This window comes from Pseudarthrobacter sp. CCNWLW207, from assembly GCF_037203945.1.
Taxonomy (GTDB): Bacteria; Actinomycetota; Actinomycetes; order Actinomycetales; family Micrococcaceae; genus Arthrobacter.
This window is the reverse complement of record NZ_JBBCBS010000018.1, coordinates 1-26,532: the sequence shown is the minus strand read 5'-3', so window position 1 is coordinate 26,532 and position 26,532 is coordinate 1. Positions and strand designations below refer to the sequence as shown.

The following is a 26,532-nucleotide window of genomic DNA, read 5'->3' as shown; positions in this document are numbered from 1 at the left end:
TGCCGGCACTTCCAGTGTGGCGGGGCATTGTTGCGCCCGCGTTTCCTGACGGTTAGGAGCCGGTTAGATCCCCGCGCCGGGCCCGTTTCCGCGTCCACCAGCCGATCCAGTGCCGGCGTGCCTAAGGTGGTGGCATGGAGATCATGGACGGGATCTGGACTGCCGTGCTGGGCGCCGCGGCGGTGGCACCCCTAGCCACGTTCGGGGTGGTCCTGGTGGCCTACCTGACGTACCGGCAGAAGACGCAAGCGGACCGGCGCGACCAATGGTGGAAGCGCGCCCAGTGGGGCATCGACTCGGCCCTGAGCGATGCTGATCCCCAGCGGCGGCTGGCGGGGATGAAAGTCCTGGTGCAACTGATCGGCAGCGACCTCGCCACGGCTGAAGACGCCGAGCTGATGAGTGCGCTGGCCGTTGGCATCCAGGACCAGGAACTGGACCGCCTGGCCTCCCTGGAGGGCGTCCCAGGGGTCCGTCCCGGAGCCGGCCAGCGCCCGGACCGTGACGTGCCGCTGCCCTCCCGGAATATTGCGGTGCCGGTGGGGTCGGCGACGGCGGCCCACATCCTGCGGGAGGCTGAGAAGCTAATTGCCGCCGCGAAGGAGCGCTCAAACCAGCCCTGACTCCCGCGGTCAGTCCACCACACTGCTGCGGTAGGTCGCCAGGAACGTGGAGATCCTCCTTACGGCTTCCTCGATGTCCAGGACGGAGGGGAGGATCACAAAGCGGAAGTGGTCCGGAGCGGGCCAATTGAAAGCCGAGCCGTGGGACACCAGGATCTTTTGGTCCTGGAGGAGGTCCAGGACGAACTGCTCATCACTCCTGATCGGGTAAAGCTCCGGGTCCAGACGGGGAAACAGGTACATGGCTCCCGCCGCAGGGACGCACGTGACGCCGGGGATGGCCGTGAGGAGCTTGTAGGCCAGATCGCGTTGGTCGCGCAGCCTGCCGCCCGGCTTCACCAGCGCCTCGATGCTTTGGTAGCCGCCCAGGCACGTCTGGATTGCATGCTGGGCCGGAACGTTGGGGCACAGGCGCAGCGAGGCAAGGAGCTCAAGTCCCTCGCGGTAGTCGGCAGTGGCGGCGTGCGGTCCAGTGACCGCCACCCAGCCTGCCCGGTACCCCGGCATGCGGTACGCCTTGGACAAACCGCTGAAGGTCAGGACGCACACGTCTTCGGCCACGGAGGCTGTGTGGATGTGGGTAGCGTCCTCGTAAAGCACCTTCTCGTAGATCTCGTCCGAGAACAGGACCAGGTTGTGCTTCCGGGCCAGCGCAGCAAACTGTTCCAGGATGTGCCGCGGGTAGACAGCACCGGTGGGGTTGTTCGGGTTGATGATCACGATCCCCTTGGTGCGGCTGGTGATCTTTGCCTCGACATCGGCCATGTCCGGCCACCAGTGCTCAGCCTCATCGCAGAGATAGTGCACCGGCTTGCCTCCGGTCAGGGTCACCGCGGCCGTCCACAGGGGGTAGTCGGGGGCTGGGACCAGGATCTCATCGCCGTTTTCCATAAACGCCTGCAGGCACATGGAAATGAGCTCACTGACACCGTTCCCGATGAAAATGTCCTCCACGCCGATCTGCATGAGGCCACGGGTCTGGTAGTACTGCGAGATAGCCGTCCGGGCGGAGAAGATCCCCTTGGAATCGCTGTAGCCCTGGGCGTCCCGCAGGTGGTGGATCATGTCCACCACCACTGACTCCGGCGCCTCCATGCCGAACGGTGCGGTGTCCCCGAGATTCATCTTGAGGATCCGGTGCCCCTCGGCCTCCATGACCTTGGCCGCCTGGAGGATGGGCCCGCGGAGTTCATACCGGACGTTCTGGAGTTTGCTGGAGTGTTGCATAGGGCGCATGGTTGATCTTTTCATAATGGGGGCCATTGACCGCAGTACCTGCGGGAACCAGACTTTCAATGAGCCCGTATCCCGCCGCGCCGCGTCCCAGGAGGAAGCCATGACCAGCCAGGAAATCCAGTCGGAAACGGCCCGCCGAGCGGGACGGGAATGGTTCAAAAGCGCCGTGGTCTACCAGATCTACCCGCGCAGCTTCGCCGATTCCGACGGCGACGGCGTGGGCGACCTCCGCGGCATCATCGGGCGGCTTGACTACCTCCAGGACCTTGGCATCGACGTCCTCTGGCTGTCCCCGGTTTACCGCTCGCCGCAGGACGACAACGGCTACGACATCAGCGACTACCGTGACATCGATCCGGTGTTCGGGAACCTCGACACCCTGGACGAACTGCTGGACGGCCTCCACGCCCGCGGCATGAAGCTGGTGATGGACCTGGTGGTCAACCACACGTCCGACGAGCATCCGTGGTTTGTCGAGTCCCGCTCCTCCCGGGACAACCCGAAACGGGACTGGTACTGGTGGCGCGCCCCGCGGAACGGAGCGGAGCCGGGTGCGCCGGGGGCCGAACCCAACAACTGGGGTTCGGCGTTCTCCGGCCCGGCGTGGGAGTACGACGCCGCCAGCGGCGAGTACTACCTGCACCTTTTTTCGAAGAAGCAGCCGGACCTGAACTGGGAAAACCCTGAGGTCCGGGCCGCCGTCTACGACATGATGAACTGGTGGCTGGACCGCGGTGTGGACGGTTTCCGGATGGACGTCATCAACTTCATCTCCAAAAACCCTTCCCTGCCGGACGGGCCGCGGGCTGACGGCATGCTCTACGGCGACGGCGGCCCGCACTACATCTGCGGTCCGCGGATCCACGAGTTCCTCCAGGAGATGCACCAGGAGGTCTTCGCGGGCCGGGATAAGGACCTGCTGACCGTGGGCGAAATGCCCGGCGTCACCGTGGAGGACGCCGTCCTGTTTACCGACCCCGCCCGGGAGGAGGTTGACATGGTCTTCCAGTTTGAGCACGTGGCCCTGGACCAGGAGGGCGGCAACAAATGGCGGCCCAGGAAGCTCCGGCTCACCGACCTGAAGAAGTCACTGGGCCGTTGGCAGGAGGCGTTGGGGGAGCGCGGGTGGAACAGCCTCTACTGGGGCAACCATGACCAGGCCCGGGCCGTGTCCCGCTTCGGCGACGACGGCCGATACCGTGACGTGTCCGCCAAGATGCTGGCTGCCGTCCTTCACCTGCACCGTGGCACGCCGTATGTCTACCAGGGCGAGGAGTTGGGCATGACCAACATGACCTTCGGCGCCATCAGTGATTATCGGGACATCGAGGTACTCAACCACCACCGCGAGGCCACCACGCACCTCGGCCACACCGATGCCGAGGTGTTGGCCGCCCTGGCACCACTGAACCGGGACAACGCCCGCACTCCCGTGCAATGGGACGCATCCCGCCACGGCGGCTTCACCACCGGGGCGCCGTGGATCGCCGTGAACCCCAACGCCAACACCATTAACGCTGCCGCGCAGGTGGACGACCCGGACTCCGTGTACAGCTTCTACCGCAGGGTGATCGGCCTGCGCCACACGGACCCCGTGGTGGCCTATGGAGATTTCACCATGCTGCTGCCCGACGACGAACACGTCTATGCCTTCACGCGCTCGCTGCCGGACGCCGAACTGCTGGTACTGGGCAACTTCTCCGGTTCAGACCAAATGGCCGACGTCGGCGACCCCAGCTGGGCAGGCGCTGCCAAGGTCCTGGGGAACTACCCACCCGACGGCGGTCCGGAGCTGCGGCCCTGGGAAGTGAGGGTCCTGCGCCGGGAACTCTAGGCCCACACCTGTCAGCTGCCGAGGAGGCGCCAGTCTGCTCAGGGCGCCAGCCGGTCGCCCGGCTGCTGCACGCGGAACCACCGGTAGCCGTAACGGCCCAGCTCCACGCTGAAGCCGCCGTCGGGCTCCAGCGGCACGTTGTCGCCGTCGAGCACGTCCAGCAAGGTGCCCCCCCTAAACGCCCGCTTCGGCCCGTCCTCAGGCCCCACCTTGCCGGTGACCTTGACCGTGCTGGTGCCGAAGTTGTGCAGCAGCACCATGGTGGCCCCGTCCGAGGCGCACGTGTGGGCGAAGACGCCAGGCTCAGGTTGGTCGATCACTGCGAACTCGCCCCAGCCGAGCTCCGGGGATTCGCGGTAGCGCTGGATGAGCCTAGCCATGAAGTTCCAGAGGGAATCCGGGTCCCGTTTGGCTGCGGAGGCGTTGACGTTCGCCGGACCGTACTCGCCGCGGGCCAGCGGGACCACGAGGTCGGACGCCTTGGCGCTTGAGAATCCGCCGTTCCTGGTGCTGTTCCACTGCATGGGCGTGCGAACCGCGGCGCGGCTCTTCTGCCTCAAGTCCTCCCCCATGCCGATTTCCTCGCCGTAGAACAGGACAGGGGTGCCCGGAAGGGAGAACATCAGCGAGTACACCATCCTGATCCTTTCGGCGTCGCCGCCGAGCATGGGTGGCAGCCTGCGGCGGAGCCCGCGCCCGTAGATCTGCATGTTCTTCTCAGGGCCGAAGGCAGCAAAGACTTCCTGGCGCTCGGCGTCATTGAGCTTGTCCAGGGTCAGTTCATCGTGGTTGCGCACGAACATCGCCCACTGGTTGTCGGGGTGCAGCGGCGGGCGGCTCTTAAGGTTCTCGGTCAGCGGCCGGGCATCCTGGCGGGCCAGGGACAGATAAAGGTGCTGCATAGTCATGAAGTCGAACTGCATGTTCAGCTCGTTGCCCTCGGCCCCGCCGAAGTATTCAAGCTGCTCCTTGTAGGGGAGGTTGACCTCGCCGAGCATCACGGCGCTGCCGTTGCGGCGGCCCAGGAAGCTGCGCAGCGCGCTGAGGTATTCGTGCGGATCGCGGTTGGCGGCCTCGTCCTTGGGCTGGCCCCGCGTTTCGAGGAAGAACGGCACGGCGTCCAGCCTGAATCCGTCCAGGCCCAGTTCAAGCCAGAGACCCATGGCTTTGGCGATCTCGTTGCGGACCTTGGGGTTTGTCACGTTCAGGTCCGGCTGGTGTTCGGCGAACATGTGCAGATACCACTCGCCGGTGGGCTCATCCTTGGTCCAGAGGGAGGTCTGCTCACCGGGGAAAACCACCTCGGAGGAGGTGTCCGGCGGAGTGTCGCTCCGCCACACGAAGTAGTCCCGATACGGGTTGTCCTTGGACTTCCGGGCCTCAACGAACCAAGGGTGCTGGTTGGAGGTGTGGTTGACCACGAAGTCAGCGATGACGCGCATTCCCCGGTCCTTGGCGCTGCGGATGAACTCGACGAGGTCGCCCATGGTGCCCAGCCGGGAATCCACCGTGAAGAAATCCGTTACGTCGTATCCGTCGTCGCGGTCCGGTGACGGGTAGAACGGCATCAGCCAGATGCACGTCACGCCCAAGGCAGAGAGGTAGTCCACCCGCTGCGTGAGGCCGGCGAAATCACCGGTGCCGTCGCCGTCGTCGTCGAAGAAAGTCTCGACGTCCAGGCAGTAGATCACGGCGTTTTTCCACCAGAGGTCCGAGGTCTCGGCGATCCTCACAGCCTGGCCTCCAGCGGGTCCGTAACGGCCGCCGGGCGCAGCTGCGGCAGCACGTCGGCGCCGAACGTATCAATGAACGGCGCCTGCTCCTGCCCCACAAAGTGCAAGTACAACTCGTCGAAACCCAGGTCAACGTACCCCGCCAGCCACTCCGCGTGCCGGTCCAGGCTGGCGGAGATATTCACCGACTTCCGGACCAGGTCCTCACCGACGTGGCCGCTGACGCCGTCGAAATGGGCCGCAGTGGGGAGGTCCCACGGCACGGGAGGGGCGAAGGTGTTGGTCCTCCACTGGTCCAGCGCTGTGGCCACGGCGTCCTCCTCGCGCGGCGCCCACGACAGGTGCACCTGCAGGACCGCTTTGCCCTGGCCGCCGTTGTCCCGGTACGCGGCCAGCATGTGTTTCAGCTTGTCCGCCGGCTGGTTGACCGTCACCAGACCGTCCGCCCAGGCTGCGGCACGGCGGGCGGTCTCCACGCTGATGGCAGGTGCGATCAGCGGAGGCGGGGGTTCCGGCACGTCCCAGATCCGGGCCTGCTCTACGGTCACCAGCCCGTGGTGGGTGACCTCCTCGCCGCGGTGCAGGCGGCGGATGATGTCCACGCACTCCTCAAGCCGGCGCTGGCGGGTCTCCTTGGGCGGCCAGGCATCGCCCGTGACGTGCTCGTTCATGTTCTCGCCGCTGCCCGGCGCCAGCCAGAACCGGCCCGGGAACATGCCCGCCAGGGTGGCCGAGGCATGCGCGGTGATGGCGGGGTGATACCGCTGGCCCGGGGCGGTGACGACACCAAAGCGCAGGCTTGTGGTGGCCAGAGCGGCACCCAGCCAGGACCAGGCGAAGCCAGAGTGGCCCTGCCGGGCAGACCATGGCTCAATGTGGTCCGAGCACATGGCGGCGTCGAAACCCGCCTGCTCCGCGTGCTGGACGTCCTCAAGGAGCTGGCGGGGACTGATCTGTTCATGCGAGGCGTGAAAGCCGACGGTGACCATCGTTAAGGTCTACAGGCCCGCGGCGCATGGTGTCGAGGCTTTCAGCTGGGCTGTTCCTGGGCCGGGCCTACCGCTGGCGCGGCCGCCGGGCAAGAATGGGGCCTATGAAACTTCCTGTGATGCCGCCTGTCCCGCCGATGCTCGCGAAAGCCGTCAGTGGATTTGGTGGTGTCCCGCAGGGGCGTGCCCTGAGCTATGAGCCCAAGTGGGACGGCTTCCGGTCCATCATTTTCAGGGACGGCGACGAGGTAGAGATCGGCAGCCGGAACGAGAAACCCATGACACGGTACTTTCCCGAGGTGGTGGAAGCGCTGAAGGCCAACCTGCCTCCGCGTTGCGTGCTCGATGGTGAGATCGTCCTGGTGGGCCGGTCGGGGGACCGGCTGGACTTCGACGCCCTGCAGCAGCGTATCCATCCGGCGGCAAGCCGGGTGAAACTCCTTTCGGAGCAGACGCCGGCGAAGTTTGTCGCCTTTGACCTGCTGGCACTCGGAGACGAGGACTACACCGGCCGGCCCTTCTCCGAGCGTCGGGCCGCCCTGGAGAAGGCGCTCGCCGGCAGCAGCGCGCCTATCCACGTCACCGCCGCCACCCAGGACAGGGCAGTCGCCGAGCAATGGTTCCAGCAGTTCGAGGGCGCGGGGCTGGACGGCGTCGTGGCCAAGCACCTGGACGGCAGCTACCAGCCGGACAAGCGCGTGATGTTCAAGGTCAAGCACGAACGCACGGCGGACTGCGTAGTGGCCGGCTACCGGCTGCACAAGAGCGGACCGGATGCGATCGGCTCGCTCCTGCTCGGGCTGTACAAGGACGACGGCGCCCTGGCCAGCGTGGGTGTGATCGGCGCCTTCCCCATGAAGCGCCGCCAGGAACTGTTCGCTGAGCTCCAGCCACTGGTCACCGACTTTGAGGGGCATCCCTGGGCCTGGGCCAAGCAGGAGGAAGGCGAACGGACGCCGCGGAACGCCGAAGGCAGCCGGTGGAGTGCGGGCAAGGACCTGTCCTTCGTGCCCCTGCGCCCCGAGTTGGTGGTGGAGGTCAGGTACGACCATATGGAAGGTGAGAGGTTCCGGCACACCGCACAGTTCAACCGCTGGCGGCCGGATCGGGATCCCGAGTCCTGCACCTTCGAACAGCTCGAAGAGCCGGTTAACTTCGATCTTGCCGAGGTGCTCCAAACCGGGCGGCCCTGACAACCCGGCCACCCGCCGTCGCACTTTTGCTTCCGGAGTAGCCCATTTATCACCAGGGAAAGCCCGCCATTTGGGGGAATGGCGGGCTTTCCGGTCTCAAAAGTGGGCTGGTGCGTTACTTAAGGCCGAGCTGCTTGGTGGGAACCCGGAAGGTTTCCTTGGCCGTCAGCGCCGAGACCGCAGCGATGGAGCAGATGATGGCTGTAAAGATGCTGATCTGCACCCAGCCGCCGGGCTTGATGCCGCCCATGGCTGCCACGATCGCCGGGGCAAAGCCAGCCATCAGGAAGCCCAGCTGCGTGCCGATCGCCAGGCCCGAGAAGCGGACCTTTGTGCTGAACATTTCGGCGTAGAAGGACGGCCAGACCGCGTTGGAGGCAGCGTAGCCGCAGGAGAAGAACCCGATGGCTGCGAGGAACATCAGCGGGACGCTGCCGGATTCCAGGCTGAGCAGGAAGACCGGGGTAAGGATAGCGCTGGAGAGTGCGCCGTAGATGAAGACGGGCTTGCGGCCGATCCTGTCGGCGAGCTTGCCGAAAAGGGGCTGCGTGCCCAGGGCCACAAGGTTGGCGCCCACCACGAGCCACAACGTGGTGGTGCCGTCCACGCCGGCGACGGTCTTTGCGTAGCTGATGGCCAGCGTGCCGAACACGGTGGAGACGGCGGCAATGAAAGCGCAGCAGATGACCCGGAGGACGTCGCGCCAGTGTGCTTTGAGGAGGTCGGCGACGGGGAGCTTGGAGATCTGGGCGGTCTTCTGGGCTTCCTCGAAAGCGGGCGGTTCGTGCAGCGTGCGGCGGATAAAGAACGCAACGACAACCACGACGGCGCTGAGCCAGAACGGGATGCGCCAGCCGATGCCGTACTTGATCTCATCCGGGAGGGCCAGGACGGGGATGAAGACGAGGGCGGCGAGGATCTGGCCGCCCTGGGTGCCCGTGAGGGTCCAGGAGGTGAAGAAGGAGCGCTGGTTGTCCGGGGCGTGCTCCAGCGTCATGGAGGAGGCGCCGGCCTGCTCGCCCGCGGCGGAGAGGCCCTGGCACAGCCGGGCAAGGACCAGCAGGGCCGGAGCCCACCAGCCAACGGTGTTGAAGTCCGGCAGGCAGCCGATCAGGAAGGTGGAGGCACCCATCAGCAGGAGGGTGAACATCAGGACCTTCCGCCTGCCTACCCGGTCACCGAAGTGGCCGAGGATGACGGCGCCCACCGGGCGGGCCACGTAGGCGAAGCCGAAGGTGGCGAAGGACATGATGGCCGCGTTCGCGTCAGCATTCGGGAAGAAGACCGTGGGGAAGATCAGGGCGGCGGCGGAACCGAAGATGAAGAAGTCGTAGTATTCGACGGCGCTGCCCAGGAAGCTTGCGAGGGCTGCCTTCTTCGGCGTCCCGGCCGGGGCAGCGATGCCTGGCTCGGCGGACGGAAGTATCTGGCTCATGGAGTTCCTTTGATGTGACGACATTGTCGCGGATGGATCAGGGGCTGGCCGAGGGCGCGGCCTGGGATGGAGGCTTCGGTGCGGCACGGCTGGAGTTGCGGGGGAACCCGGACAGTAGCCACATGGTGGGAGCTACTTGTGCGATATAGCAATGATGACTGTGAGGGTGGTCACCTGTCAAGAAAATAATCACCATCTAGAAATAGTTGCCACCATGTGGCAATATCAAGTTATGAGTGTGAACCAAACCACAGTGGGCGATGACATGGCCGCCGAATCAAAAGCCGAGTCAAAAGCGGCCAAGGGTGACCGGACGGACATGGTGGGCAAGGCGCTTGGCCTCCTGGTCCTCCTGGGGGATGAACCCCGCGGCGCCAGTGCTGCGGAGATCTCCCGGCGTGCGGATCTTCCCTTCAGCACCACGTACCGCCTGCTGGGTTCGCTCACGCGGGACGGCTTTGTGGACTACGAAGCGGATGGGCGCCGCTACCATCTGGGGCTGCGCATCTTCCAGTTGGGCCAGCGGGTGTCCAACCATCACGGTTTCGCCGGTACGGCCATGCCCGTGCTCCGGCGGGTGACCGAGCAGACGGGTGAGGCCACCATCCTCAGTGTCCGCGACGGCCACCACCACCTGACGGTGAACAAGGTTGATGGTCCGCAGATGTTCCGGGTGACCAGCGATCCCGGCCACCTCGGCTCCCTTCACACCACGGCCGTGGGCAAGGCGCTGGTGGCATTTGCGGAGGACTCGGAGCGTGAACGCCTGCTGGAGGAGCTGGACCTCGAGCCTCTCACCGAGCGTTCCATCACGGACCGTGACGTCTTTCGCGCCGAAATAGACAAAGTCCGGCGCCAGGGGTTCGCGGTGATGGATGAGGAAAATGAGACCGGCATGCGTGCCGTGGCGGTTCCTCTTCTCAACTCCCAGGGCCACGCCTTCGCGTCCCTGGCCACGGCCGTTCCGGTCTTCCGCCTGAGCCTGGAAGCTCTCATAGCCCACGTCCCCCTGCTGCAGGAGGCGGCGGCCGAGCTCTCCGCCCGGCTCCCGCAGCGTTAGTCAATGTTCGCATCTCGAACATGCGTGCGTTATATGAACAAATGTTGTACTGTAATCCCTAACATCGGACTTGCCGCGCCTGCCTTGGCCTGCGCGCCCGCCCGGTGCTGTTATCAAAGGAGCTGCACGGATGAGTAATCGAACTGAGTCCTACCTGGTGGGACTGGTCGGCGATGGCGTGACGCCGTCACTCACCCCCCACATGCACGAACGCGAAGGCGACGTGCAGGGACTGCGCTATCTGTACCGCCCTATTGACCTGCTGGAACTCGGCCTTCCCGGCGAGTCCGTGGGCCACCTGCTGCAGAGCGCCCGCAGCCTCGGATTCAACGGCCTGAACATTACCCACCCCTGCAAGCAGCTGGTGCTGCAGCACCTCGATGAGGTTTCGCCGGACGCCCTCCGGCTCGGTGCCGTCAACACTGTGGTGATCGAGGACGGCCGGTTCATAGGCCATAACACCGACTTCTCCGGCTTCGGCGCCGCGCTCGCCTCCGGCCTCCCGGGCGCGAAGCTGGACCGGGTGGTCCAGCTCGGTGCCGGCGGTGCGGGTTCCGCCGTCGCCTATGCCCTGCTCGCCGCCGGCGTGAAGGCCCTGGACCTGGTGGACGTGGACACCGCACGCGGCACTGCGAAAGCCGAGGAACTGGCTGGCTTCTTCCCTGACAGCGCCGTCACAGCACGGACGACGGCGGAGCTGCCGCAGCTTTTGCCCCTCGCCGACGGCCTGGTGCATTGCACCCCCGTAGGAATGGCAGCACACCCGGGTGTCCCGCTTGACCTTGACCTGCTCGAAGCCCGGCACTGGGTGGCGGACATCGTTTACCGCCCCATCGACACCGAACTGGTCCGCGGCGCCCGGGCCAGGGGCTGCGACGTCCTGGACGGCGGCCGCATGGCCGTGGGCCAGGCGGCGGATGCCTTCCGGATCTTCACCGGACTGGCAGCGGACGCCGATAGGATGCGGTCGCACTTCCTGGAGCTCGTGGCAGCGGAAGAGGTGGCCGCCTGATGCGCACCGGAATCGCCACCGTCTGCCTCTCCGGGACGCTGATGGAGAAGATGCAGGCCTGTGCCATCGCAGGCTTCGACGGCATCGAAATCTTCGAACAGGACCTGGTCACGTCGCCGCTGACGCCTGAGGACGTGCGCAAGATGGCAGCGGACCTGGGCCTGACCTTGGACCTCTACCAGCCGTTCCGCGATTTCGACAGCGTGTCCGAGGACCTCCTGGCAGCCAACCTCCGCCGTGCTGACGCCAAGTTCAGGCTCATGGAGCGCCTGGGCATGGACACCGTCCTGGTCTGTTCCAACGTTGCCACCGCCAGCATAGACAGCGACGACCTTCGGACCGAGCAGCTGGGCCTGCTGGCCGACCTCGCGGGCCAGCACGGCGTCAAAGTTGCCTACGAAGCATTGGCGTGGGGCAAGTATGTCAGCGACTACGAACACGCCCACCGGCTCGTGGAGGCCGTGGATCACCCGAACCTGGGTACCTGCCTGGACTCCTTCCATATCCTGTCCCGCGACTGGGACACCGCGCCCATTGAGGCCTTCAATCCGGACAAGATCTTCTTCGTCCAGGTGGCAGACGCCCCCAAGCTTTCCATGGACGTGCTGTCCTGGAGCCGGCACTACCGGGTGTTCCCGGGTGAGGGCCAGTTTGAGCTCGCCAAGTTCATGGGACACGTGGTCCGCGCGGGCTATGCCGGCCCGGTGTCACTGGAAATTTTCAACGATGTCTTCCGCCAGTCGGACGTGGAGCGCACTGCCGTGGACGCCATGCGGTCGCTGATCTGGCTGGAGGAGCAGAGCGCCAAGTGGCTGGACGCCAACGCTCCCGTTCTTTCCAGCACCGCCACCGGTGAGGCCGGCACCCAAGCCCCGGTCCGCCGTCGTTATCCCATGGAACTGGCCACCCTCCCCCAGGTGGCAGAACCGGCTGGGTACAACTTTGCCGAGGTCAAAGCTGCCGATACCGCCGGGCTCGAAACCCTCCTGGGCCAGCTGGGCTTCGAGTTCAACGGCCGCCACCGCACCAAGGATGTCCAGCTCTGGACCATGGGCCACGCCCGGGTGATCATCAACGAAGCCGGCCCCGGGTCCGGGGATGATTCGCCGGCTATCGCGGCCCTTGGCTTCGACGTCGATTCGCCCGTGATTGCTTCCGCCCGGGCCCAGCAGCTCAAGGCCCCGGCAGTGCCGCGCAAGAGCCAAGCCAACGAGGAAGTGTTCCAGGGCTTCGCCGCTCCGGATTCCACCGAGATCTTCCTGTGCCAGGGCAGCCCGGACGGGACGGCGGCCTGGACCAGCGAATTCGGCGAGGGGCTGGAAGTGCCCGCAGCGGCCGCTACCGCTGTGATCGACCACGTGAACCTGGCCCAGCCTTGGCAGCACTTCGACGAAGCAGTCCTCTTTTACACCAGCGCCCTGGCCCTGGCACCGCAGCCGTTCGCCGAGGTGCCCAGCCCCACCGGCCTGGTCCGATCCCAGGTGATGCTCACCGAAAGCCGCGCCGTGCGCCTGGTGCTGAACCTTGCCCCACTCATGCAGCAGGACGGTGCCTCGGACGGTTCGGACGCTCTGGACTCCGACAGCGGGAGAAGCGGTACGCGCAGGACCTACCAGGAACACATCGCGTTCGCCGTGGACGACCTCGTGGCCACTGCGCGGGATTGCAAAGCCCGCGGTCTGGAGTTCCTGGAGATCCCGGCGAACTACTACGAGGACCTGGGCGCGCGGTTCGGCCTGGCGCCGGAGTTCCTGGCAACCCTCCAGGAACTGAACCTCCTCTACGACCGCGACGCCGACGGTGAGTTCCTGCACTTCTACACCGCCACCGTGGGAAGCGTGTTTTTCGAAATGGTGGAACGCCGCGGCAGCTATGACGGCTACGGCGCGCCCAACGCCCCCGTCCGGCACGCTGTGCAGTACGACCACCAGCAGCGGCGCTGACACTGCCCCGGAACCCTACAACTCAACCAGCAAGCAACCACGAAAGGAGCCAGCCGTGCCGCAGCACACCAATGCCCAACAGCTTGACACCGACGAGCTCGTACCGGCCGCCGAACCACATGCCGGGCACCTGCCCCTGGACCGTGCGGTCGAGACCCAAGCCGACCTCAGTGCAGAGATCAACGCCCTGGGAGACGCTTATGCTCGGGCACTCAAGGACGGCGCCGCCGTCGAGACCCAGCCCCGCCTGGACTACCCGCCCTACCGCAGCAGTATCCTCCGGCACCCCACCAAGAGCCTGCACCACGCAGACCCGGAGACCATCGAGCTGTACTCGCCGGCGTTCGGACACCAGGACGTGCACGCCCTGGAGTCGGACCTGACCATCCAGCACAACGGCGAACCACAGGGTGAGCGCATCATCGTCGCCGGCAAGGTCCTGGACGGCGACGGCCGCCCGGTGGCCGGACAGCTCGTGGAAATCTGGCAGGCCAACGCCGCCGGCCGGTACATCCACAAGCGCGACCAGCACCCAGCCCCGCTGGACCCCAACTTCACGGGCATCGGCCGCTGCATCACCGGCCCGGACGGCTCCTACCGGTTCACCACCATCAAACCCGGCGCCTACCCGTGGAAGAACCACCTCAACGCCTGGCGCCCGGCCCACATCCACTTCTCGATGTTCGGCACCGAGTTCACCCAGCGCATCATCACGCAGATGTACTTCCCCGGCGACCAGCTTTTCCCGCTGGACCCCATTTACCAGACCATCGTGGACCAGGACGCCCGCGACCGCCTCGTGGCCAAGTATGACCACAACCTCACGGAGCCGGAGTGGGCCCTGGGCTACAACTGGGACATCATCCTGACCGGGCCCAAGCGGACCTGGACCGAAAACGAGGCGCTCGGCGCAGAAGGTGATGAGGACTAGGCAATGAGCAACCAGACCACCCAGCTTGTTCCCACCCCCGGCCAGACGGTGGGCCCGTTCTACGGCTACGCCCTGCCGTTCGAGAAGGACAATGAACTCCTGGCCCCGGGGTCGCCGGGCTCCATCCGCCTCCAGGGCACCGTGTACGACGGCGCCGGGGAGACTGTCCCGGACGCCATCCTGGAAATCTGGCAGCCCGACGCCGACGGCAATGTTGTCCAAAAGACCGGTTCGCTGGTCCGGGACGGCTACACCTTTACCGGCTGGGGCCGCGGCTCCGTAGGCTACTCCGGCGTGTTCACATTCACCACGGTCAACCCCGGCCCCACTTCCCCCGGGGCTGCGCCGTTCATTTCTGTGGCCCTCTTTGCCCGCGGCCTGACGAACCGCCTGTTCACCCGCATTTACCTGCCGGAGAACGGGGAAGCCCTGGCCAAGGACCCGCTGCTCAGCACCCTGGATCCGGAACGCCGCAAGACCCTGATCGCACGCCGCGATGCGGACGGCGGGCTGACCTGGGACATCCACCTGCAGGGTCCGAACGAAACAGTCTTCCTGGACTTCCAGTGAGCGACCCCGCCCTGGGCAGGTTCGGAAGCGCGGCCGACGGCGACGTCGGCCTGCTGAGTCCCGTCTCGGCGTCGCCACTGGTACTGGCGCTGACCGGGGACCGCGCGGTGCTGGCCGCGATCCTCGCCGTCGAATCCGGCTGGGCCGCCGTGCTGGAGAAGGCGGGCCTGGCGCCTGCCGGTTCCGCCGCCGTCGTGGCCTCCGCCGCTGAACCCGGCCGCTACGACGCCGCAGACATCGCGCTCCGTGCCCTGGGTGGCGGCAATCCCGTAATCCCGCTCCTCGCCGACCTGCGGAAGCAGGTCCAGGCGAGGGACACGTCCAACGTAGGCGCAGTGAAGGCGGTGCACACGTCACTGACCAGCCAGGACGTGCTGGACACCGCCCTGATGCTGTTAGCCCGCAACACGGTCGAGGCGCTGCTGGCAGACCTGAAAACCACGACGGCGGCACTCGCCGCCCTTGCGGAACAGCACGCGGAAACGCTGTGCGTGGGCAGGAGCCTGACCCAGCACTCGTTGCCGTTCACTTTTGGGCTCCGCGCTGCGCAGTGGTTCCACGGCGTCGCCGCCGCAGGCAGGCAGCTGGAGGACCTGGAGCTGCCGATACAGTTCGGCGGTGCAGCAGGAACACTGGCCGCCGGGACTGTGCTGACCTCCGGGACGGCGTCCACGCCCTTTGGCCTGGCCGATTCGCTGGCCGCCCAGCTGGGCCTGGCCGCAGCGTCCGCACCGTGGCACACCAACCGCCTGGCCATCACGTCCCTCGGGCATGCGCTCGCCTCGGTGCTGGGAGCCTACGGCAAGATCGCCGCCGATGTCCTTTTCCTCAGCCGGCCGGAAGTTGCCGAGCTCGCCGAACCGCGGGCCGCGGGCCGGGGTGTGTCCTCGGCCATGCCGCAGAAGCAGAACCCCGTGCTCTCCGTCCTGGTCCGCAGCGCCGCCCTCCAGGCGCCGCAGCTCGCGGCCCAGCTCCACCTTGCTGCCGCCAACTTCAACGACGAACGTCCCGATGGGGCCTGGCACACGGAATGGCCTGCCCTGCGCGGGCTGCTCCGGCTCGCCCTGGCCGCCGCGGGGCACGTCAAGGAACTGACGGAAGGCCTGCAGGTCTTCCCGGACGCCATGCGCCGAAACCTGGACCTTTCCGGGCCGCTGCTGCTGGCCGAAGGGGTGGGGGCCGCCGTCGCGCCTCTTCTGGAGGACAAGGACGGAGCCACCGGAAAGCAGCAACTCCAAGCTGTAGTGGACCGAACCCTCGCGGCACCGGCCGCGGAACAGGCCGCTACCTACCGGCGCCTGCTCCGCGAGGCTGTGCCGGCCGGCCAGCTCACCGATCTCCGGCTGGAACAGCTCCTGGATCCGGCCAGCTACCTGGGCCAGGCCACCGAGATCACCCGGCGTATCCTCGCTGCTTTTCCAGACTTTGCGCAGTCCCCAGTTCCTGCAGAGAACCATTCCGCCAACGACGCGAACGGAGCCAACCATGGCTAAACCCACCCTGAAGGCAGTGCTGCTTTCGCCCCAGCGCCAGCTGGGGGACAGGCCCCTGCTGGTCGCGGGCCCGTCCCTGGGCACATCCACCCTCCTGTGGACCGAGGCGGCAACACTGCTCGGCACCGACTACGACGTCGTGGCCTGGGACCTGCCCGGCCACGGCGTCTCCCCGGCAGCCATCGAAACCTTTGACGTGGCCGACCTCGCGGACGCAGTGGTGGACCTCGTGGACTCCATCGCACCCGGGGCTGCCTTCCACTACGCGGGTGTTTCGCTCGGTGGCGCCACTGGACTGCAACTGGGTATCAAGCATGGCGAACGACTCAAAAGCCTCTCCGTCCAGTGCAGCGGCGCCAAGCTGGGCACCCCGGAGGGCTGGCTGGAACGCGCCGAAACCGTACGCAGCCAGGGCACGCCCGTGATGATCCAGGGCTCCGCGGAGCGGTGGTTCGCGCGGGGCTTTATGGACCGCGAACCCGCGCGGAGCAGCCGCCTCCTGCACGCCCTCCGCGACGCCGACCGCTTCAGCTACGCCTTCTGCTGCGAGGCCCTGGCATCCTTTGACGTCCGCGGGGACCTCGGCAGCATCAGTGTCCCCACGCAGGCACTGGCGGGTGCCGAGGATACTGTTGCGCCGCCGTCGTTCGCCGAAGAAGTGGCGGCGGGAATTACCGCCGGCGGAGGCACTGCCAGCGCCGTGACGCTGGGCGGGGTGGCGCACCTGGCGCCGTTTGAGGCACCCGGGCACGTGGCCGATCTGCTCCGGAACCTCATCTCCTGGAGCGAATCCCGGGAGGCAGCCAAGTGAGCGGGCTTCCGGGCAGTGAACGGAACGGCGTCGTCCAGCCGGACGCCACCAGCCAGGAGATCTACGACGGCGGCATGGTGGTCCGCCGCGAGGTGCTGGGCGCCGCCCATGTGGACCGGGCCAACGCCACCAAGGACGAATTCACCGACGACTTCCAGGACATGATCACGCGGATCGCGTGGGGTGGCATCTGGACCCGCCCGGGCCTCAGCCGGCAGATGCGCTCTGCCGTGACCATCACCGCCATGGTGGCCCACGGGCATTGGGAAGAGCTGGCCATGCATATCCGCGCAGCCATCACCAACGGCCTGAGCAGGGACGAAATCAAGGAAATCCTGCTCCAGACCGCCATCTACTGCGGTGTTCCCTCCGCCAACACAGCCTTCAAGACCGCCCAGCAGGTGTTCCGTGACATGGACAACGCTGCGGGCCCACCCAACTAGCACCCCACCCAACTAGGTAGCAGCAGATGTCGTTTTGAGCCCTCATAACGACATCAGCTGCTACCTAGTTGGGCCCGACACAGATTTAGAGGAGCACCATGAATCAGGCTTTTGTGTACGACGCCGTGCGCACCCCGTTCGGCAAGTTCGGCTCCGGCCTCGCGGCCGTCCGCCCGGATGACTTGGCAGCGCACGTGATCACCGAGTCGGTAAAGCGCGCGCCGGGGCTCGATCCGGAGCGGATCGACGAGGTTGTGTTCGGCAACGCCAACGGCGCCGGCGAGGAAAACCGCAACATCGCCCGGATGGGTACGCTTTTGGCCGGACTGCCGGTGTCCATCCCGGGTACCACGGTGAACCGGCTCTGCGGCTCCTCCCTGGATGCCGCGATCATCGCCTCGCGCCAGATCAACGCCGGCGACGCGGATCTGATGCTGGTGGGCGGCGCCGAGTCGATGTCCCGGGCCCCCTGGGTACTGCCCAAGACGGAAAAGCCCTACCCCGCCGGCGACATGACGCTGGCCTCCACCACGCTGGGCTGGCGCCTGGTGAACAAGGCCATGCCTCAGGAATGGACCATCTCCCTGGGCGAGGCCACCGAGCGGCTGCGCGAGAAGTACGGTGTGACCCGCGAGCAGCAGGACGAATTCGCCGCGAACTCGCACAACCTGTCCGCGGCGGCATGGGACGAAGGCTTCTACGACAACCTCGTCGCCCCGGTTCCGGGAACGGACCTGGTCCGGGATGAAGGCATCCGCGCCGGCTCTTCCGCCGAGAAGCTCGCCGGGCTGAAGACCGTGTTCCGGGCCGAGAACGGCACGGTCACCGCTGGAAACGCGTCCCCGCTGTCCGACGGCGCCTCCGCGGCTTGGATCGGCTCCGAAGCTGCCGCCGGGCTGCTTGGGCTCGAACCGCTGGCCAGGATCGCCGGCCGCGGCGCTCACGGCAACGACCCCCAGTACTTCGGCTACGCCCCCGTGGAAGCTGCGAACAAGGCCCTCGCAAAGGCGGGCATCGGCTGGGACCAGGTGGGCGCCGTCGAACTTAACGAAGCGTTCGCCGCGCAGTCCCTGGCCTGCATCAACGCCTGGAGCATCGACCCCTCGATTGTGAACCGGCACGGCGGTGCCATCGCGATGGGCCACCCGCTCGGCGCGTCCGGCACCAGGATCCTGGGCACCCTCGCCCGGTCCCTGCAGGCCTCCGGTCAGCGCTGGGGCGTCGCGGCGATCTGCATCGGCGTGGGCCAGGGCCTGGCCGTGGTGCTTGAAAACGTCACTGCCGGTGCTTCGGCGTAAAGGAAAGGGCTAAGCGATGCTGAATTTCGTAGACACCGTGGCCGATGCCGTCGCCGGCATCCGGGACGGTTCCACCGTGATGATCGGCGGGTTCGGCAATGCCGGGCAGCCGTTCGAACTGATCGACGCGCTGATGGACTGCGGCGCCACCGACCTGACTGTGGTGAACAACAACGCCGGCCAGGGCGACCAGGGCCTGGCGCTGCTGATCAAGGAAGGCCGGGTGAAGAAGATGATCTGCTCCTTCCCGCGGCAGTCCGATTCCTGGCACTTCGACGCCAAGTACAAGGCCGGGCAGATCGAGCTGGAACTCGTCCCGCAGGGCAACCTGGCCGAGCGGATCCGGGCCGCCGGCGCGGGAATCGGCGGGTTCTTCACCCCCACCGGTTACGGCACCATGCTGGCCGAGGGCAAGGAAACCCGGATCATCGACGGCCGCGGCCAGGTTTTCGAAACGCCCATCCACGCCGACGTCGCACTGATCAAGGCCCTCAAAGCCGACGGCAAGGGCAACCTCATCTACCGTAAGACCGCACGGAACTTCGGCCCGATCATGGCCGCCGCTGCCAAGCAGAGCATCGTCCAGGTTTCCGAGATCGTCCCCACCGGGGCACTGGACCCGGAGGCCGTGGTTACCCCGGGAATCTACGTCAACACCGTTGTCCGCGTGGCCGCAGACGCCGGAACACCAGAACAGGTGGCCTGAAAATGAGCGCACAGACCAACAGCCAGACCAGCATCCAGACATCCGCAACGCCACTGCGCCGCGACGACCTCGCCCGGCTCGTGGCCAAGGACATCAAGCCCGGCTCGTTCGTGAACCTGGGTATCGGCCAGCCCACCCTGGTGTCCAACTACCTCACAGCGGACCAGGACATCACGCTCCACACCGAGAACGGCATGCTGGGCATGGGCCCCGAAGCCCAGGGCGAGGAGATCGACGAGGACCTCATTAACGCAGGCAAAATCCCCGTCACCGAACTCCCGGGGGCGTCCTACTTCCACCACGCCGACTCCTTCGCGATCATGCGCGGCGGGCATCTGGACATCTGCGTCCTGGGCGCCTTCCAGGTTTCCGCCACCGGCGACCTCGCCAACTGGCACACCGGCGCCCCGGGCGCGATCCCGGCCGTGGGCGGCGCGATGGACCTCGCCACGGGCGCCAAGGACGTGTTTGTGATGATGACGCTGCTGACCCGCGAGGGTGCCTCCAAGATCGTGGAAGCCTGCACCTACCCCCTCACCGGTGTCGGCTGCGTGACCCGCGTGTACACGGACAAGGCGGTGTTCCTTACCGGGCCTGAGGGCGTCCAGGTCCGCGAAACCTTCGGCTGCACGCTGGAGGAGCTTCAGGAACTGGTGCCGGTCCCGCTCACAGCAACCCCCGCCGTCGCGCCTTAACACTGGCCCTGGCGCGAACTTGGCAGCAATCCTCTCAAACCCATGAGTTGAGGGGCGTCTGCCAGTTCCCGCCGAATAGGATTGGTAACCATGACCAACGCACCAGCAGACACGCAGGCCGCTCCGCAGGCGGGCGACCAGTACGTGCAGTCGCTGGCGCGCGGGCTGGCCGTCATCCGTGCGTTCGATACCGATCACCCGCTGATGACCCTCACTGAAGTGGCGGCCCGCACGGACCTCACCCGGGCCACGGCGCGGCGTTTCCTGCACACGCTGGTGGAACTGGGCTATGTCCGCACCGACGGCAAGACGTTCGCGCTGACGGCCAAGGTGCTCCAGCTCGGGTACGCGTATCTGTCCGGACTGTCGCTGCCGCAGCTTGCCCAGCCGCATTTGGAAGAACTGTCGCTGAAACTGGGCGAGTCCACCTCCGCGGCTGTACTGGACGGCACGGACATCGCGTACATCGCCAGGGTGACCACCCGCCGGATCATGAACGTTGGCATCACGGTGGGCACCCGCTTCCCGGCGTACGCCACATCGATGGGCAGGGTGCTCCTCGCCGCGCTGCCGCCGGCCGAGCTGAAGGCCTACTTGGCCGCCGCTGAGATCAAACCGCTGACGCCCCGCGCGCTGGGCACTGTCCCGGAACTGTTGGCCGTCCTGGAAAAGGTCCGCACCCAGGGTTGGTGCCTGCTGGACCAGGAGCTGGAACTTGGACTCATGTCCGTCGCCGCTCCTGTTTATGACGGACCCAAGGTGGTGGCAGCCGTCAACGTGTCCCTGCAGGCCCAGTCCGTCGCGGCCCAGCCGGACCCGGATGCGTATCTCGCCTCGGTGGCGCAGGAAATAGTGGCGACGGCGAAGCTCATTTCGGCCGATCTGACCGCCCGGCGGTAGTCGAGACAAACAGAAGAGGCCGACGGCGGAATGTTCCGCCGTCGCCCTCTTGTCCCTTCTGCCTGCCTGGAGCTGGACCGCGGGCCTTTTCTGGGCCCCTGTGGGTAACTGTTTCCACATAAGCCTGCTGCGCTACTGCCGCCGGAGCGGTGCTGGCCATAGACTCTAGCCAACTACGTGCAGCAGTGCCGCTCGCGAAGTTCCCGCCGGTCAAACGGACGGACACGGACCCTGAGGCACTGCCGCACACGGCTGTGAGGGGAGTGGCGGGTGAAACTGGGCATACCGCGGGAACGCCATGAGGGTGAACGGCGAGTGGCCGCCACCCCGGAGACGGTCAAGCAATTGGCTGGCCTGGGGCTGGACGTGCTGATCGAGTCGGGGGCAGGGGACCCAGCCGGATACGGCGACCACGAATACATGCATGCCGGCGCCATGACAGTCCCAGCCCTGAATCCCGCCGACCTGGACATCCTGGTCCACGTACGTCCGCTGGAACCGGCAACGGCCCGGTCCTTGAAGCCCGGGGCCGTTACCGTGGGGATGGCGTCGCCGTCGTCCGAACTGGCCACCGTCCAGGCGCTCGCGGACGCCGGCGTCACGGCCTTCGCCTTGGAACTGGTGCCCCGCATTTCCCGGGCCCAGTCCATGGACGCGCTCAGCTCCCAGGCCTTGGTGGCCGGCTACCGCTGCGTGTTGGAGGCCGCTATCCGGCTGCCGCGCTTCTTCCCGCTGTACATGACCGCTGCCGGCACCGTGCCGCCCGCCCGGGTGCTGGTGCTTGGCGCCGGTGTGGCCGGGCTGCAGGCCATCGGCACCGCCAAGCGGCTCGGTGCCCGCGTCTCCGCCAACGACATCCGGCCCGCCTCCGCGGATGAAGTCGCATCGATGGGCGGCACCTTCATCAGGCTCGACCTCGAAACGGCCGAAGCCTCCGGCGGCTACGCCCGTGAACTCAGCGCCGATCGCGGCGCCCTCCAGCGTGAACTGCTCGCGCCGCATGTCGCCCAGGCGGATGTCCTGATTACGACGGCGGCTGTACCCGGCAGGCGGGCACCGCTCCTGGTGAGCCGGCAAATGGTGCAGGCCATGCGGCCCGGTTCCGTCGTCGTCGACCTCGCCGCGGAATCCGGCGGCAACGTGGAAGGCTCGGTTCCCGGCGAAGATATTCCGGTGCCCACAGCGGACGGGCAGGGCCACGTCACCTTGGTGGGACTGAAGGACGCGCCGTCCGCGATGGCCTCGGATGCGTCCCGCCTCTACGCCAAGAACGTGGCCAACCTGCTGGCCCTGATGACTCGGGACGGGATGGCCAGCCCTGATTTCGACGACGAGGTGGTGGCCGGCGCCTGCCTCACGCACGACGGCGCGGTGCGGCATTTGCCCACGGCCGAAGCTCTGGCGGCGCTCATCCCCGCCCCTCCGGACCATTCGCCCACGGTCCAAAACGACACAGTCCACAGCGAGGGAGGAATCTGATGGACGGGATGAGCCTGCTCACCGTCACCGTCCTGGCTGTCTTTGTGGGTTTTGAAGTGGTCTCCAAGGTCTCCAGCACCCTGCATACGCCGCTGATGTCCGGGGCGAACGCCATCCACGGCATCATCCTGGTGGGTGCCATCATCGTGGCCGGGCAGGCTGCCGATCCGGGGATCCTGGCCGTGGCACTGCTCGCCGTCGTGCTGGCCACCGCCAACCTGGTGGGCGGTTTTGTGGTTACTGACCGGATGCTGCACATGTTCCGGGGCCGCCAGGAAGCCCTAGGCAGGGATGGCACCGGCAGGAAAGCCGTAGGCAAGGGGGAAGGACAATGACCCTCCTCGATCCGGTCTGGACTGCCCTGCTTTACCTGGCAGCGGCCGTATTCTTCATCCTCGCCCTTCGTGGCCTCAGCTCCCCGCGCACCGCACGCCGCGGAAACCTGGTGGGTGCCTTCGGTGCGTTGGTCGCTGTTGTCACGGTTTTCCTGTCCTCACGCCTGGACAACATTCCGTGGATTATCGGTGCCATCGCCGTGGGAACCGCCGTGGCCGCCCCGGTGGCCAGGCGGGTGAAAATGACCCAGATGCCCCAGCTGGTGGCGCTCTTCAACGGGGTGGGTGGCGGTGCTGCCGCGCTGGTGGCGCTCCTGGAACTCGGCCATACGCCGGATCCGTGGGTGCGGCTGGCCATTGTCTTCACGCTCCTGGTGGGCGCAGTTTCCTTTGCCGGGTCCGGGGTCACCTTCGCGAAGCTCCAAGAACTGATGACCACCCGCCCCGTCGTCTTCCCCGGACTGCCTGTGGTGATGGCGTTGGTGCTGCTCGCCGCGGTGGGTACCGCCGTCGCCGTCGTCCTGACCGGTTCCCTGCCGCTCGCCGTGCTGCTGATGGTCCTGGGACTGGCCGCCGGCGTGCTGCTGGTGCTGCCGGTGGGCGGTGCGGACGTGCCCATCGTCATTTCCCTGTTGAACGCGTTCACCGGCCTGGCCGTGGCCGCGTCCGGAGTGGTGCTGGGCAACGTGCTGCTGGTGGTGGCGGGAACCCTGGTGGGTGCCTCCGGTACCATCCTCACCCGCGCCATGGCCGCGGCCATGGGCCGCAGCGTGGCCGGCATCCTGTTCGGCGCCTTCCGGGGAGGCTCGACGGCGGGATCCACCGCCGTGAGCGAACGTCCCGTGAGGTCCTCCAGCGCCGAGGACGTTGCAGTGCTGCTGGGCTACGCGCAGCGGGTCATCATTGTGCCTGGCTACGGCCTGGCCGTGGCGCAGGGACAACATACCGCCGCCGAGCTGGCCCTGGCCCTGGAGGCCCGGGGCATCGAGGTGGATTTTGCCATCCATCCGGTGGCCGGGCGGATGCCGGGGCACATGAACGTGCTCCTGGCCGAGGCCAATGTGCCATATGAGTCGCTCAAGGAGATGGGCGAGATCAACTCTGAGTTCCGGACCGCGGACGTGGCGCTGGTGGTGGGCGCCAACGATGTGGTGAACCCGGCGGCGAAGACGTCCTCCGGCTCGCCGATCTACGGCATGCCCATCCTGGAGGTCTCCGACGCCCGCCAGGTGATCTTCCTGAAGCGCTCGATGCGGCCCGGTTTCGCGGGAATCGAGAACGAGCTGCTCTATGAACCGCAGACTTCCCTGCTGTTCGGCGACGCCAAGGATTCGCTGGCCAAGGTCCTGGGTGCTGTGAAGGCGCTGTAGCCTGCTGGCCATAGGATCGACCCTGACACTTACCAGCCTGGGACGTCACACGCTGGCGATTCCACCCGACGCTTCCACGAGGAGACTCACCTATGAGCTACCCGCAGACCACGCCCGAAAAAGCACCCCGATCGGCCCGCCCCGTTTGGCTGCTGCCCGTCATCATGACAGTCGTCACCGGTGTGATCGGCATGGTCCTGGTGGCGGGGCAGGGCCTGTACTGGATGATCGCCGTCATCGCCGTGGTTGATGCTCTCGGCGTCTTCACCATCGTGCGGTCGGCACGGATCAACGCCCGGATCCACGAAGCCAGGGCTCAGGAAATCCAGACTTAGGAAGTACGCTTTCTATTAACGCCCATCCAACGTCACCGAAGGACACCATGACAGGCAACAGCTCACCAGCCCTTAAGCGCGCGGCCATCATCGTCAATCCTGCAAAGCCGGTTGACGTTGACGTGCATGCCCTCGCGGCAAAGCACTGTTCTGAGAACGGCTGGGGCGAACCCATTTGGCTGGAGACCACCAAGGAGGACCCAGGCGTCGGCCAGGCAAAGGAAGCGCTTGAGCAGGGCGCCGCCATGGTTATTGCCGCAGGTGGCGACGGCACCGTGCGATGTGTGGCCGAAGTCCTTGCCGGCGGTGACGTGCCCATGGGCCTGCTTCCGTTCGGCACGGGCAACCTCCTGGCCCGCAACCTGGGCATGGACGTCACCGACTTTGACGGCGCCATGGCCGGGGCCCTGGCGGGAACCGAGCGGAGGATCGACGTCGTCCGCGCCCGCCGGAACAACCCCGACAAGGAGCAGCTGTTCCTGGTGATGGCCGGCGTGGGCTACGACGCCACGATCATGGCCGACACCAACGAGGACCTCAAGGACAAAGTGGGCTGGCTGGCCTACGTGGATGCCGGCATCCGGAACCTGCCGGGCAAGCCGGTCAAGGCCACCATCGTTGTCGACGGCAAGGATGTGGTGCACCGCCGGGTCCGCAGCGTCATGGTGGGCAACTGCGGCAAGGTCCAGGGCGGCCTGGAGATCTTCCCCGACGCCAAGGTAGACGACGGCCTCCTCGATGTGGTGGTCCTGGCACCGCGGGGGAAGCTCGGCTGGTTCTCCGTGATCGCGGGCATGATCGGCAAGGGGAAGGGCCGGGACACCTCAGTGGAGTACTTCCAAGGTAAAACCGTGGAGATCACCCTGGAACATAACGACGACTACCAACTCGACGGCGACCACGAGGGTGACGGCAAGCATGTACTCATGACCCTGGAGCCCTCCGCCCTCACCCTCCGGATGTAACCCAACTAGGTAGCAGCAGATGTCGTTTTGAGGCTCCATAACGACATCTGCTGCTACCTAGATGAGGGGGCTGGCAGCGGCGGGCCGGTGCGCCAGGATCTCGGCGAGCTCCGCGAGGCGGTGCGCGCGGGCCGACTCAGCGGGCGTGAACGGTTCGCCGGGACGGACGAACGTGAGGGGTCCGTGCCAGGCGGTAGGGATCTTCAGCCGCGTTCCGGCGTCGTGCTTTTCCAGAACAGCCTCCGACGGCGTGAGGATGCGTGCGCGCAGCAGTTCGGCCACGGCCAGCGGCAGTTCGTCCGGGGCGTCTGCGATCCTGGCCGCCAGGCTCAGCGCCTTGGTCTGGCCGTCTGCCATGGCCAGTGCCGTGGTGGGCCACACATGGGAGCGGGTGCCGCCGCCGTCGTGCAGTGCATCCAGCAGGTCCCGTTCACTGAGGTTTCCGGGGGCGGAGAGCACAAATTCGTCCAGGACTCCGCCGGCCACAGGGTGGACGTGGATGCTCAGGATGTTGGTCTCCAGGCGGGTCAGGGCCTTGGTGATTTTCTGGAGCGAACCCGGCTGGTCCTGGAGTACCGTGCGGGCCCGCCACAGCGACGGTGCCTTTCCCAGCTGACGGCGGTGGCGCAGGGCTGGTGCATGCAGCCAGCCGCGCAGGACGCGGGCAGCGGACGGCTCGGCCACCCAGATCACCAGGATGGTGGCCGTGAGGGTGAGCACCAGCACCTTGGCCAGGTAAGGGAGATGGGTCCCCACCACCAGGGCGTGGACCAGAAGCTCAATAGGAAGCATGACGGCGACATTCGCCACCGTGAGTCGGGTCTTGGTGGGTTCGGGCATCAGGCCGCAGACTTCGCAGCTCAAATCAGCCGCGGCAGGGCTGCTTGCGGTGGGCTTCATGTTCCAAGGATCACGTGGTGCTGTTTCGGGGGTGTTGCCCCCCCGTTCCGATCGTGGGAACGCTCCGCAACATAGGATTTACGGGCAGTCCCGGCAGCTTCCATTGACTGCCCGACGGCAGCACGTGGCTGGGTGCGCACCCGCCGGCTGCGTGGCTGAGTCAGGCGGGGGGGGGGGGGGGGGGGGGGGGGGTGGGGGGGGGGGGGGGGGGGGGGGGGGGGGGGGGGGGGGGGGGGGGGGGGG

General features: G+C 66.6%; 25 protein-coding genes. 20 read left to right on the top strand and 5 right to left on the bottom strand.

Annotation, left to right across the window (positions count from 1 at the left end):
- Window positions 1-134: 134 nt before the first annotated feature.
- Window positions 135-623, top strand: a complete 489-nt coding sequence (locus V9L17_RS20295) for a hypothetical protein (protein WP_337352675.1) — start codon at window positions 135-137, stop codon at window positions 621-623.
- A 9-nt stretch (window positions 624-632) separates the two neighbouring features.
- Here the strand turns inward: V9L17_RS20295 and V9L17_RS20290 are convergent, their stop codons facing one another.
- Entirely contained in the window at window positions 633-1,859 is a 1,227-nt protein-coding gene (locus tag V9L17_RS20290) for a pyridoxal phosphate-dependent aminotransferase (protein WP_337352674.1), read from the bottom strand.
- Window positions 1,860-1,959: 100 nt separating this feature from the next.
- Here V9L17_RS20290 and V9L17_RS20285 point away from each other — a divergent pair, with 100 nt between their 5' ends.
- Window positions 1,960-3,693: a glycoside hydrolase family 13 protein gene (locus V9L17_RS20285; protein WP_337352673.1), complete on the top strand. Its 1,734-nt coding sequence runs from the start codon at window positions 1,960-1,962 to the stop codon at window positions 3,691-3,693.
- Window positions 3,694-3,731: 38 nt separating this feature from the next.
- On the opposite strand, the gene V9L17_RS20280 is transcribed toward V9L17_RS20285, so the two are convergent.
- Window positions 3,732-5,426: an alpha-amylase family protein gene (locus V9L17_RS20280; protein WP_337352672.1), complete on the bottom strand. Its 1,695-nt coding sequence runs from the start codon at window positions 5,424-5,426 to the stop codon at window positions 3,732-3,734.
- The gene (locus V9L17_RS20275; protein WP_337352671.1) at window positions 5,423-6,415 is read right to left on the bottom strand and encodes a TIGR03885 family FMN-dependent LLM class oxidoreductase; all 993 of its coding nucleotides are present in this window, start codon (window positions 6,413-6,415) and stop codon (window positions 5,423-5,425) included. Before V9L17_RS20275 ends, V9L17_RS20280 begins: the two co-directional genes overlap by 4 nt.
- A gap of 104 nt (window positions 6,416-6,519) precedes the next feature.
- Here V9L17_RS20275 and V9L17_RS20270 point away from each other — a divergent pair, with 104 nt between their 5' ends.
- Complete coding sequence (locus V9L17_RS20270) at window positions 6,520-7,608, top strand: ATP-dependent DNA ligase (protein WP_337352670.1); 1,089 nt, start codon at window positions 6,520-6,522, stop codon at window positions 7,606-7,608.
- Window positions 7,609-7,723: 115 nt separating this feature from the next.
- Here V9L17_RS20270 and V9L17_RS20265 read toward each other — a convergent pair whose 3' ends face one another.
- Window positions 7,724-9,043 (bottom strand): MFS transporter, encoded by a 1,320-nt coding sequence (locus V9L17_RS20265; RefSeq protein WP_337352669.1) that lies wholly within the window; start codon window positions 9,041-9,043, stop codon window positions 7,724-7,726.
- Between the two features lie 232 nt (window positions 9,044-9,275).
- On the opposite strand from V9L17_RS20265, the gene V9L17_RS20260 reads away from it, so the two are divergent.
- From V9L17_RS20260 to V9L17_RS20180, 17 genes are all read left to right on the top strand, one after another.
- On the top strand, window positions 9,276-10,103 hold the full coding sequence (locus V9L17_RS20260; RefSeq protein ID WP_376047416.1) for an IclR family transcriptional regulator: 828 nt from the start codon (window positions 9,276-9,278) through the stop codon (window positions 10,101-10,103).
- A 130-nt stretch (window positions 10,104-10,233) separates the two neighbouring features.
- Complete coding sequence (locus V9L17_RS20255) at window positions 10,234-11,115, top strand: shikimate dehydrogenase (RefSeq protein WP_337348644.1); 882 nt, start codon at window positions 10,234-10,236, stop codon at window positions 11,113-11,115.
- Window positions 11,115-13,058: a bifunctional sugar phosphate isomerase/epimerase/4-hydroxyphenylpyruvate dioxygenase family protein gene (locus V9L17_RS20250; protein ID WP_337352668.1), complete on the top strand. Its 1,944-nt coding sequence runs from the start codon at window positions 11,115-11,117 to the stop codon at window positions 13,056-13,058. The genes V9L17_RS20255 and V9L17_RS20250 overlap by 1 nt, the downstream gene beginning before the upstream one ends.
- Before the next feature lie 55 nt (window positions 13,059-13,113).
- On the top strand, window positions 13,114-13,989 hold the full coding sequence (pcaH, locus tag V9L17_RS20245) for a protocatechuate 3,4-dioxygenase subunit beta (RefSeq protein WP_337352667.1): 876 nt from the start codon (window positions 13,114-13,116) through the stop codon (window positions 13,987-13,989).
- Window positions 13,990-13,992: 3 nt separating this feature from the next.
- Window positions 13,993-14,559, top strand: a complete 567-nt coding sequence (gene pcaG, locus V9L17_RS20240) for a protocatechuate 3,4-dioxygenase subunit alpha (RefSeq protein WP_337352666.1) — start codon at window positions 13,993-13,995, stop codon at window positions 14,557-14,559.
- Window positions 14,556-16,052, top strand: coding sequence for a lyase family protein (locus V9L17_RS20235; protein ID WP_337352665.1), 1,497 nt, complete (start codon window positions 14,556-14,558; stop codon window positions 16,050-16,052). Before pcaG ends, V9L17_RS20235 begins: the two co-directional genes overlap by 4 nt.
- On the top strand, window positions 16,045-16,863 hold the full coding sequence (locus V9L17_RS20230) for an alpha/beta fold hydrolase (RefSeq protein WP_337352664.1): 819 nt from the start codon (window positions 16,045-16,047) through the stop codon (window positions 16,861-16,863). Before V9L17_RS20235 ends, V9L17_RS20230 begins: the two co-directional genes overlap by 8 nt.
- The gene (gene pcaC / locus V9L17_RS20225) at window positions 16,860-17,306 is read left to right on the top strand and encodes a 4-carboxymuconolactone decarboxylase (protein WP_337348650.1); all 447 of its coding nucleotides are present in this window, start codon (window positions 16,860-16,862) and stop codon (window positions 17,304-17,306) included. The genes V9L17_RS20230 and pcaC overlap by 4 nt, the downstream gene beginning before the upstream one ends.
- A 98-nt stretch (window positions 17,307-17,404) precedes the next feature.
- Window positions 17,405-18,604, top strand: coding sequence for a thiolase family protein (locus V9L17_RS20220; RefSeq protein WP_337352663.1), 1,200 nt, complete (start codon window positions 17,405-17,407; stop codon window positions 18,602-18,604).
- A gap of 16 nt (window positions 18,605-18,620) precedes the next feature.
- Window positions 18,621-19,310, top strand: coding sequence for a 3-oxoacid CoA-transferase subunit A (locus tag V9L17_RS20215; protein WP_337352662.1), 690 nt, complete (start codon window positions 18,621-18,623; stop codon window positions 19,308-19,310).
- 2 nt (window positions 19,311-19,312) lie between these two features.
- Window positions 19,313-20,005 (top strand): 3-oxoacid CoA-transferase subunit B, encoded by a 693-nt coding sequence (locus V9L17_RS20210; protein ID WP_337352661.1) that lies wholly within the window; start codon window positions 19,313-19,315, stop codon window positions 20,003-20,005.
- A 90-nt stretch (window positions 20,006-20,095) separates the two neighbouring features.
- Entirely contained in the window at window positions 20,096-20,905 is an 810-nt protein-coding gene (locus tag V9L17_RS20205; RefSeq protein WP_337348654.1) for an IclR family transcriptional regulator domain-containing protein, read from the top strand.
- Window positions 20,906-21,175: 270 nt separating this feature from the next.
- Window positions 21,176-22,384 carry a Re/Si-specific NAD(P)(+) transhydrogenase subunit alpha gene (locus V9L17_RS20200; protein WP_337352660.1) on the top strand — a complete coding sequence of 403 codons (1,209 nt, stop codon included), beginning with the start codon at window positions 21,176-21,178 and terminating at the stop codon, window positions 22,382-22,384.
- Window positions 22,384-22,719: an NAD(P) transhydrogenase subunit alpha gene (locus tag V9L17_RS20195; protein WP_337352659.1), complete on the top strand. Its 336-nt coding sequence runs from the start codon at window positions 22,384-22,386 to the stop codon at window positions 22,717-22,719. The genes V9L17_RS20200 and V9L17_RS20195 overlap by 1 nt, the downstream gene beginning before the upstream one ends.
- Window positions 22,716-24,089: an NAD(P)(+) transhydrogenase (Re/Si-specific) subunit beta gene (locus V9L17_RS20190; RefSeq protein ID WP_337352658.1), complete on the top strand. Its 1,374-nt coding sequence runs from the start codon at window positions 22,716-22,718 to the stop codon at window positions 24,087-24,089. Before V9L17_RS20195 ends, V9L17_RS20190 begins: the two co-directional genes overlap by 4 nt.
- A gap of 92 nt (window positions 24,090-24,181) precedes the next feature.
- Window positions 24,182-24,424 (top strand): hypothetical protein, encoded by a 243-nt coding sequence (locus V9L17_RS20185; protein WP_337352657.1) that lies wholly within the window; start codon window positions 24,182-24,184, stop codon window positions 24,422-24,424.
- 47 nt (window positions 24,425-24,471) lie between these two features.
- A complete protein-coding gene (locus V9L17_RS20180) occupies window positions 24,472-25,389 on the top strand; it encodes a diacylglycerol/lipid kinase family protein (RefSeq protein WP_337352656.1) in 918 nt (305 codons plus the stop codon).
- Window positions 25,390-25,446: 57 nt separating this feature from the next.
- On the opposite strand, the gene V9L17_RS20175 is transcribed toward V9L17_RS20180, so the two are convergent.
- The gene (locus V9L17_RS20175; protein ID WP_337352655.1) at window positions 25,447-26,289 is read right to left on the bottom strand and encodes an amino acid-binding protein; all 843 of its coding nucleotides are present in this window, start codon (window positions 26,287-26,289) and stop codon (window positions 25,447-25,449) included.
- Between the last annotated feature and the right edge of the window lie 243 nt (window positions 26,290-26,532).

Excerpts from the sequence above, each read along its gene's own strand:
- V9L17_RS20230 (WP_337352664.1), top strand. The coding sequence starts at position 16,045 with ATGGCTAAACCCACCCTGAAGGCAGTGCTGCTTTCGCCCCAGCGCCAG.
- pcaG (WP_337352666.1), top strand. The coding sequence starts at position 13,993 with ATGAGCAACCAGACCACCCAGCTTGTTCCCACCCCCGGCCAGACGGTG.
- V9L17_RS20290 (WP_337352674.1), bottom strand. The coding sequence starts at position 1,859 with ATGCGCCCTATGCAACACTCCAGCAAACTCCAGAACGTCCGGTATGAA.
- V9L17_RS20250 (WP_337352668.1), top strand. The coding sequence starts at position 11,115 with ATGCGCACCGGAATCGCCACCGTCTGCCTCTCCGGGACGCTGATGGAG.
- V9L17_RS20270 (WP_337352670.1), top strand. The coding sequence starts at position 6,520 with ATGAAACTTCCTGTGATGCCGCCTGTCCCGCCGATGCTCGCGAAAGCC.
- V9L17_RS20295 (WP_337352675.1), top strand. The coding sequence starts at position 135 with ATGGAGATCATGGACGGGATCTGGACTGCCGTGCTGGGCGCCGCGGCG.
- V9L17_RS20285 (WP_337352673.1), top strand. The coding sequence starts at position 1,960 with ATGACCAGCCAGGAAATCCAGTCGGAAACGGCCCGCCGAGCGGGACGG.
- V9L17_RS20255 (WP_337348644.1), top strand. The coding sequence starts at position 10,234 with ATGAGTAATCGAACTGAGTCCTACCTGGTGGGACTGGTCGGCGATGGC.
- V9L17_RS20180 (WP_337352656.1), top strand. The coding sequence starts at position 24,472 with ATGACAGGCAACAGCTCACCAGCCCTTAAGCGCGCGGCCATCATCGTC.
- V9L17_RS20265 (WP_337352669.1), bottom strand. The coding sequence starts at position 9,043 with ATGAGCCAGATACTTCCGTCCGCCGAGCCAGGCATCGCTGCCCCGGCC.
- V9L17_RS20195 (WP_337352659.1), top strand. The coding sequence starts at position 22,384 with ATGGACGGGATGAGCCTGCTCACCGTCACCGTCCTGGCTGTCTTTGTG.
- V9L17_RS20185 (WP_337352657.1), top strand. The coding sequence starts at position 24,182 with ATGAGCTACCCGCAGACCACGCCCGAAAAAGCACCCCGATCGGCCCGC.
- V9L17_RS20210 (WP_337352661.1), top strand. The coding sequence starts at position 19,313 with ATGAGCGCACAGACCAACAGCCAGACCAGCATCCAGACATCCGCAACG.
- V9L17_RS20275 (WP_337352671.1), bottom strand. The coding sequence starts at position 6,415 with ATGGTCACCGTCGGCTTTCACGCCTCGCATGAACAGATCAGTCCCCGC.
- V9L17_RS20260 (WP_376047416.1), top strand. The coding sequence starts at position 9,276 with ATGAGTGTGAACCAAACCACAGTGGGCGATGACATGGCCGCCGAATCA.
- V9L17_RS20215 (WP_337352662.1), top strand. The coding sequence starts at position 18,621 with ATGCTGAATTTCGTAGACACCGTGGCCGATGCCGTCGCCGGCATCCGG.
- V9L17_RS20175 (WP_337352655.1), bottom strand. The coding sequence starts at position 26,289 with ATGAAGCCCACCGCAAGCAGCCCTGCCGCGGCTGATTTGAGCTGCGAA.
- V9L17_RS20205 (WP_337348654.1), top strand. The coding sequence starts at position 20,096 with ATGACCAACGCACCAGCAGACACGCAGGCCGCTCCGCAGGCGGGCGAC.
- V9L17_RS20220 (WP_337352663.1), top strand. The coding sequence starts at position 17,405 with ATGAATCAGGCTTTTGTGTACGACGCCGTGCGCACCCCGTTCGGCAAG.
- V9L17_RS20190 (WP_337352658.1), top strand. The coding sequence starts at position 22,716 with ATGACCCTCCTCGATCCGGTCTGGACTGCCCTGCTTTACCTGGCAGCG.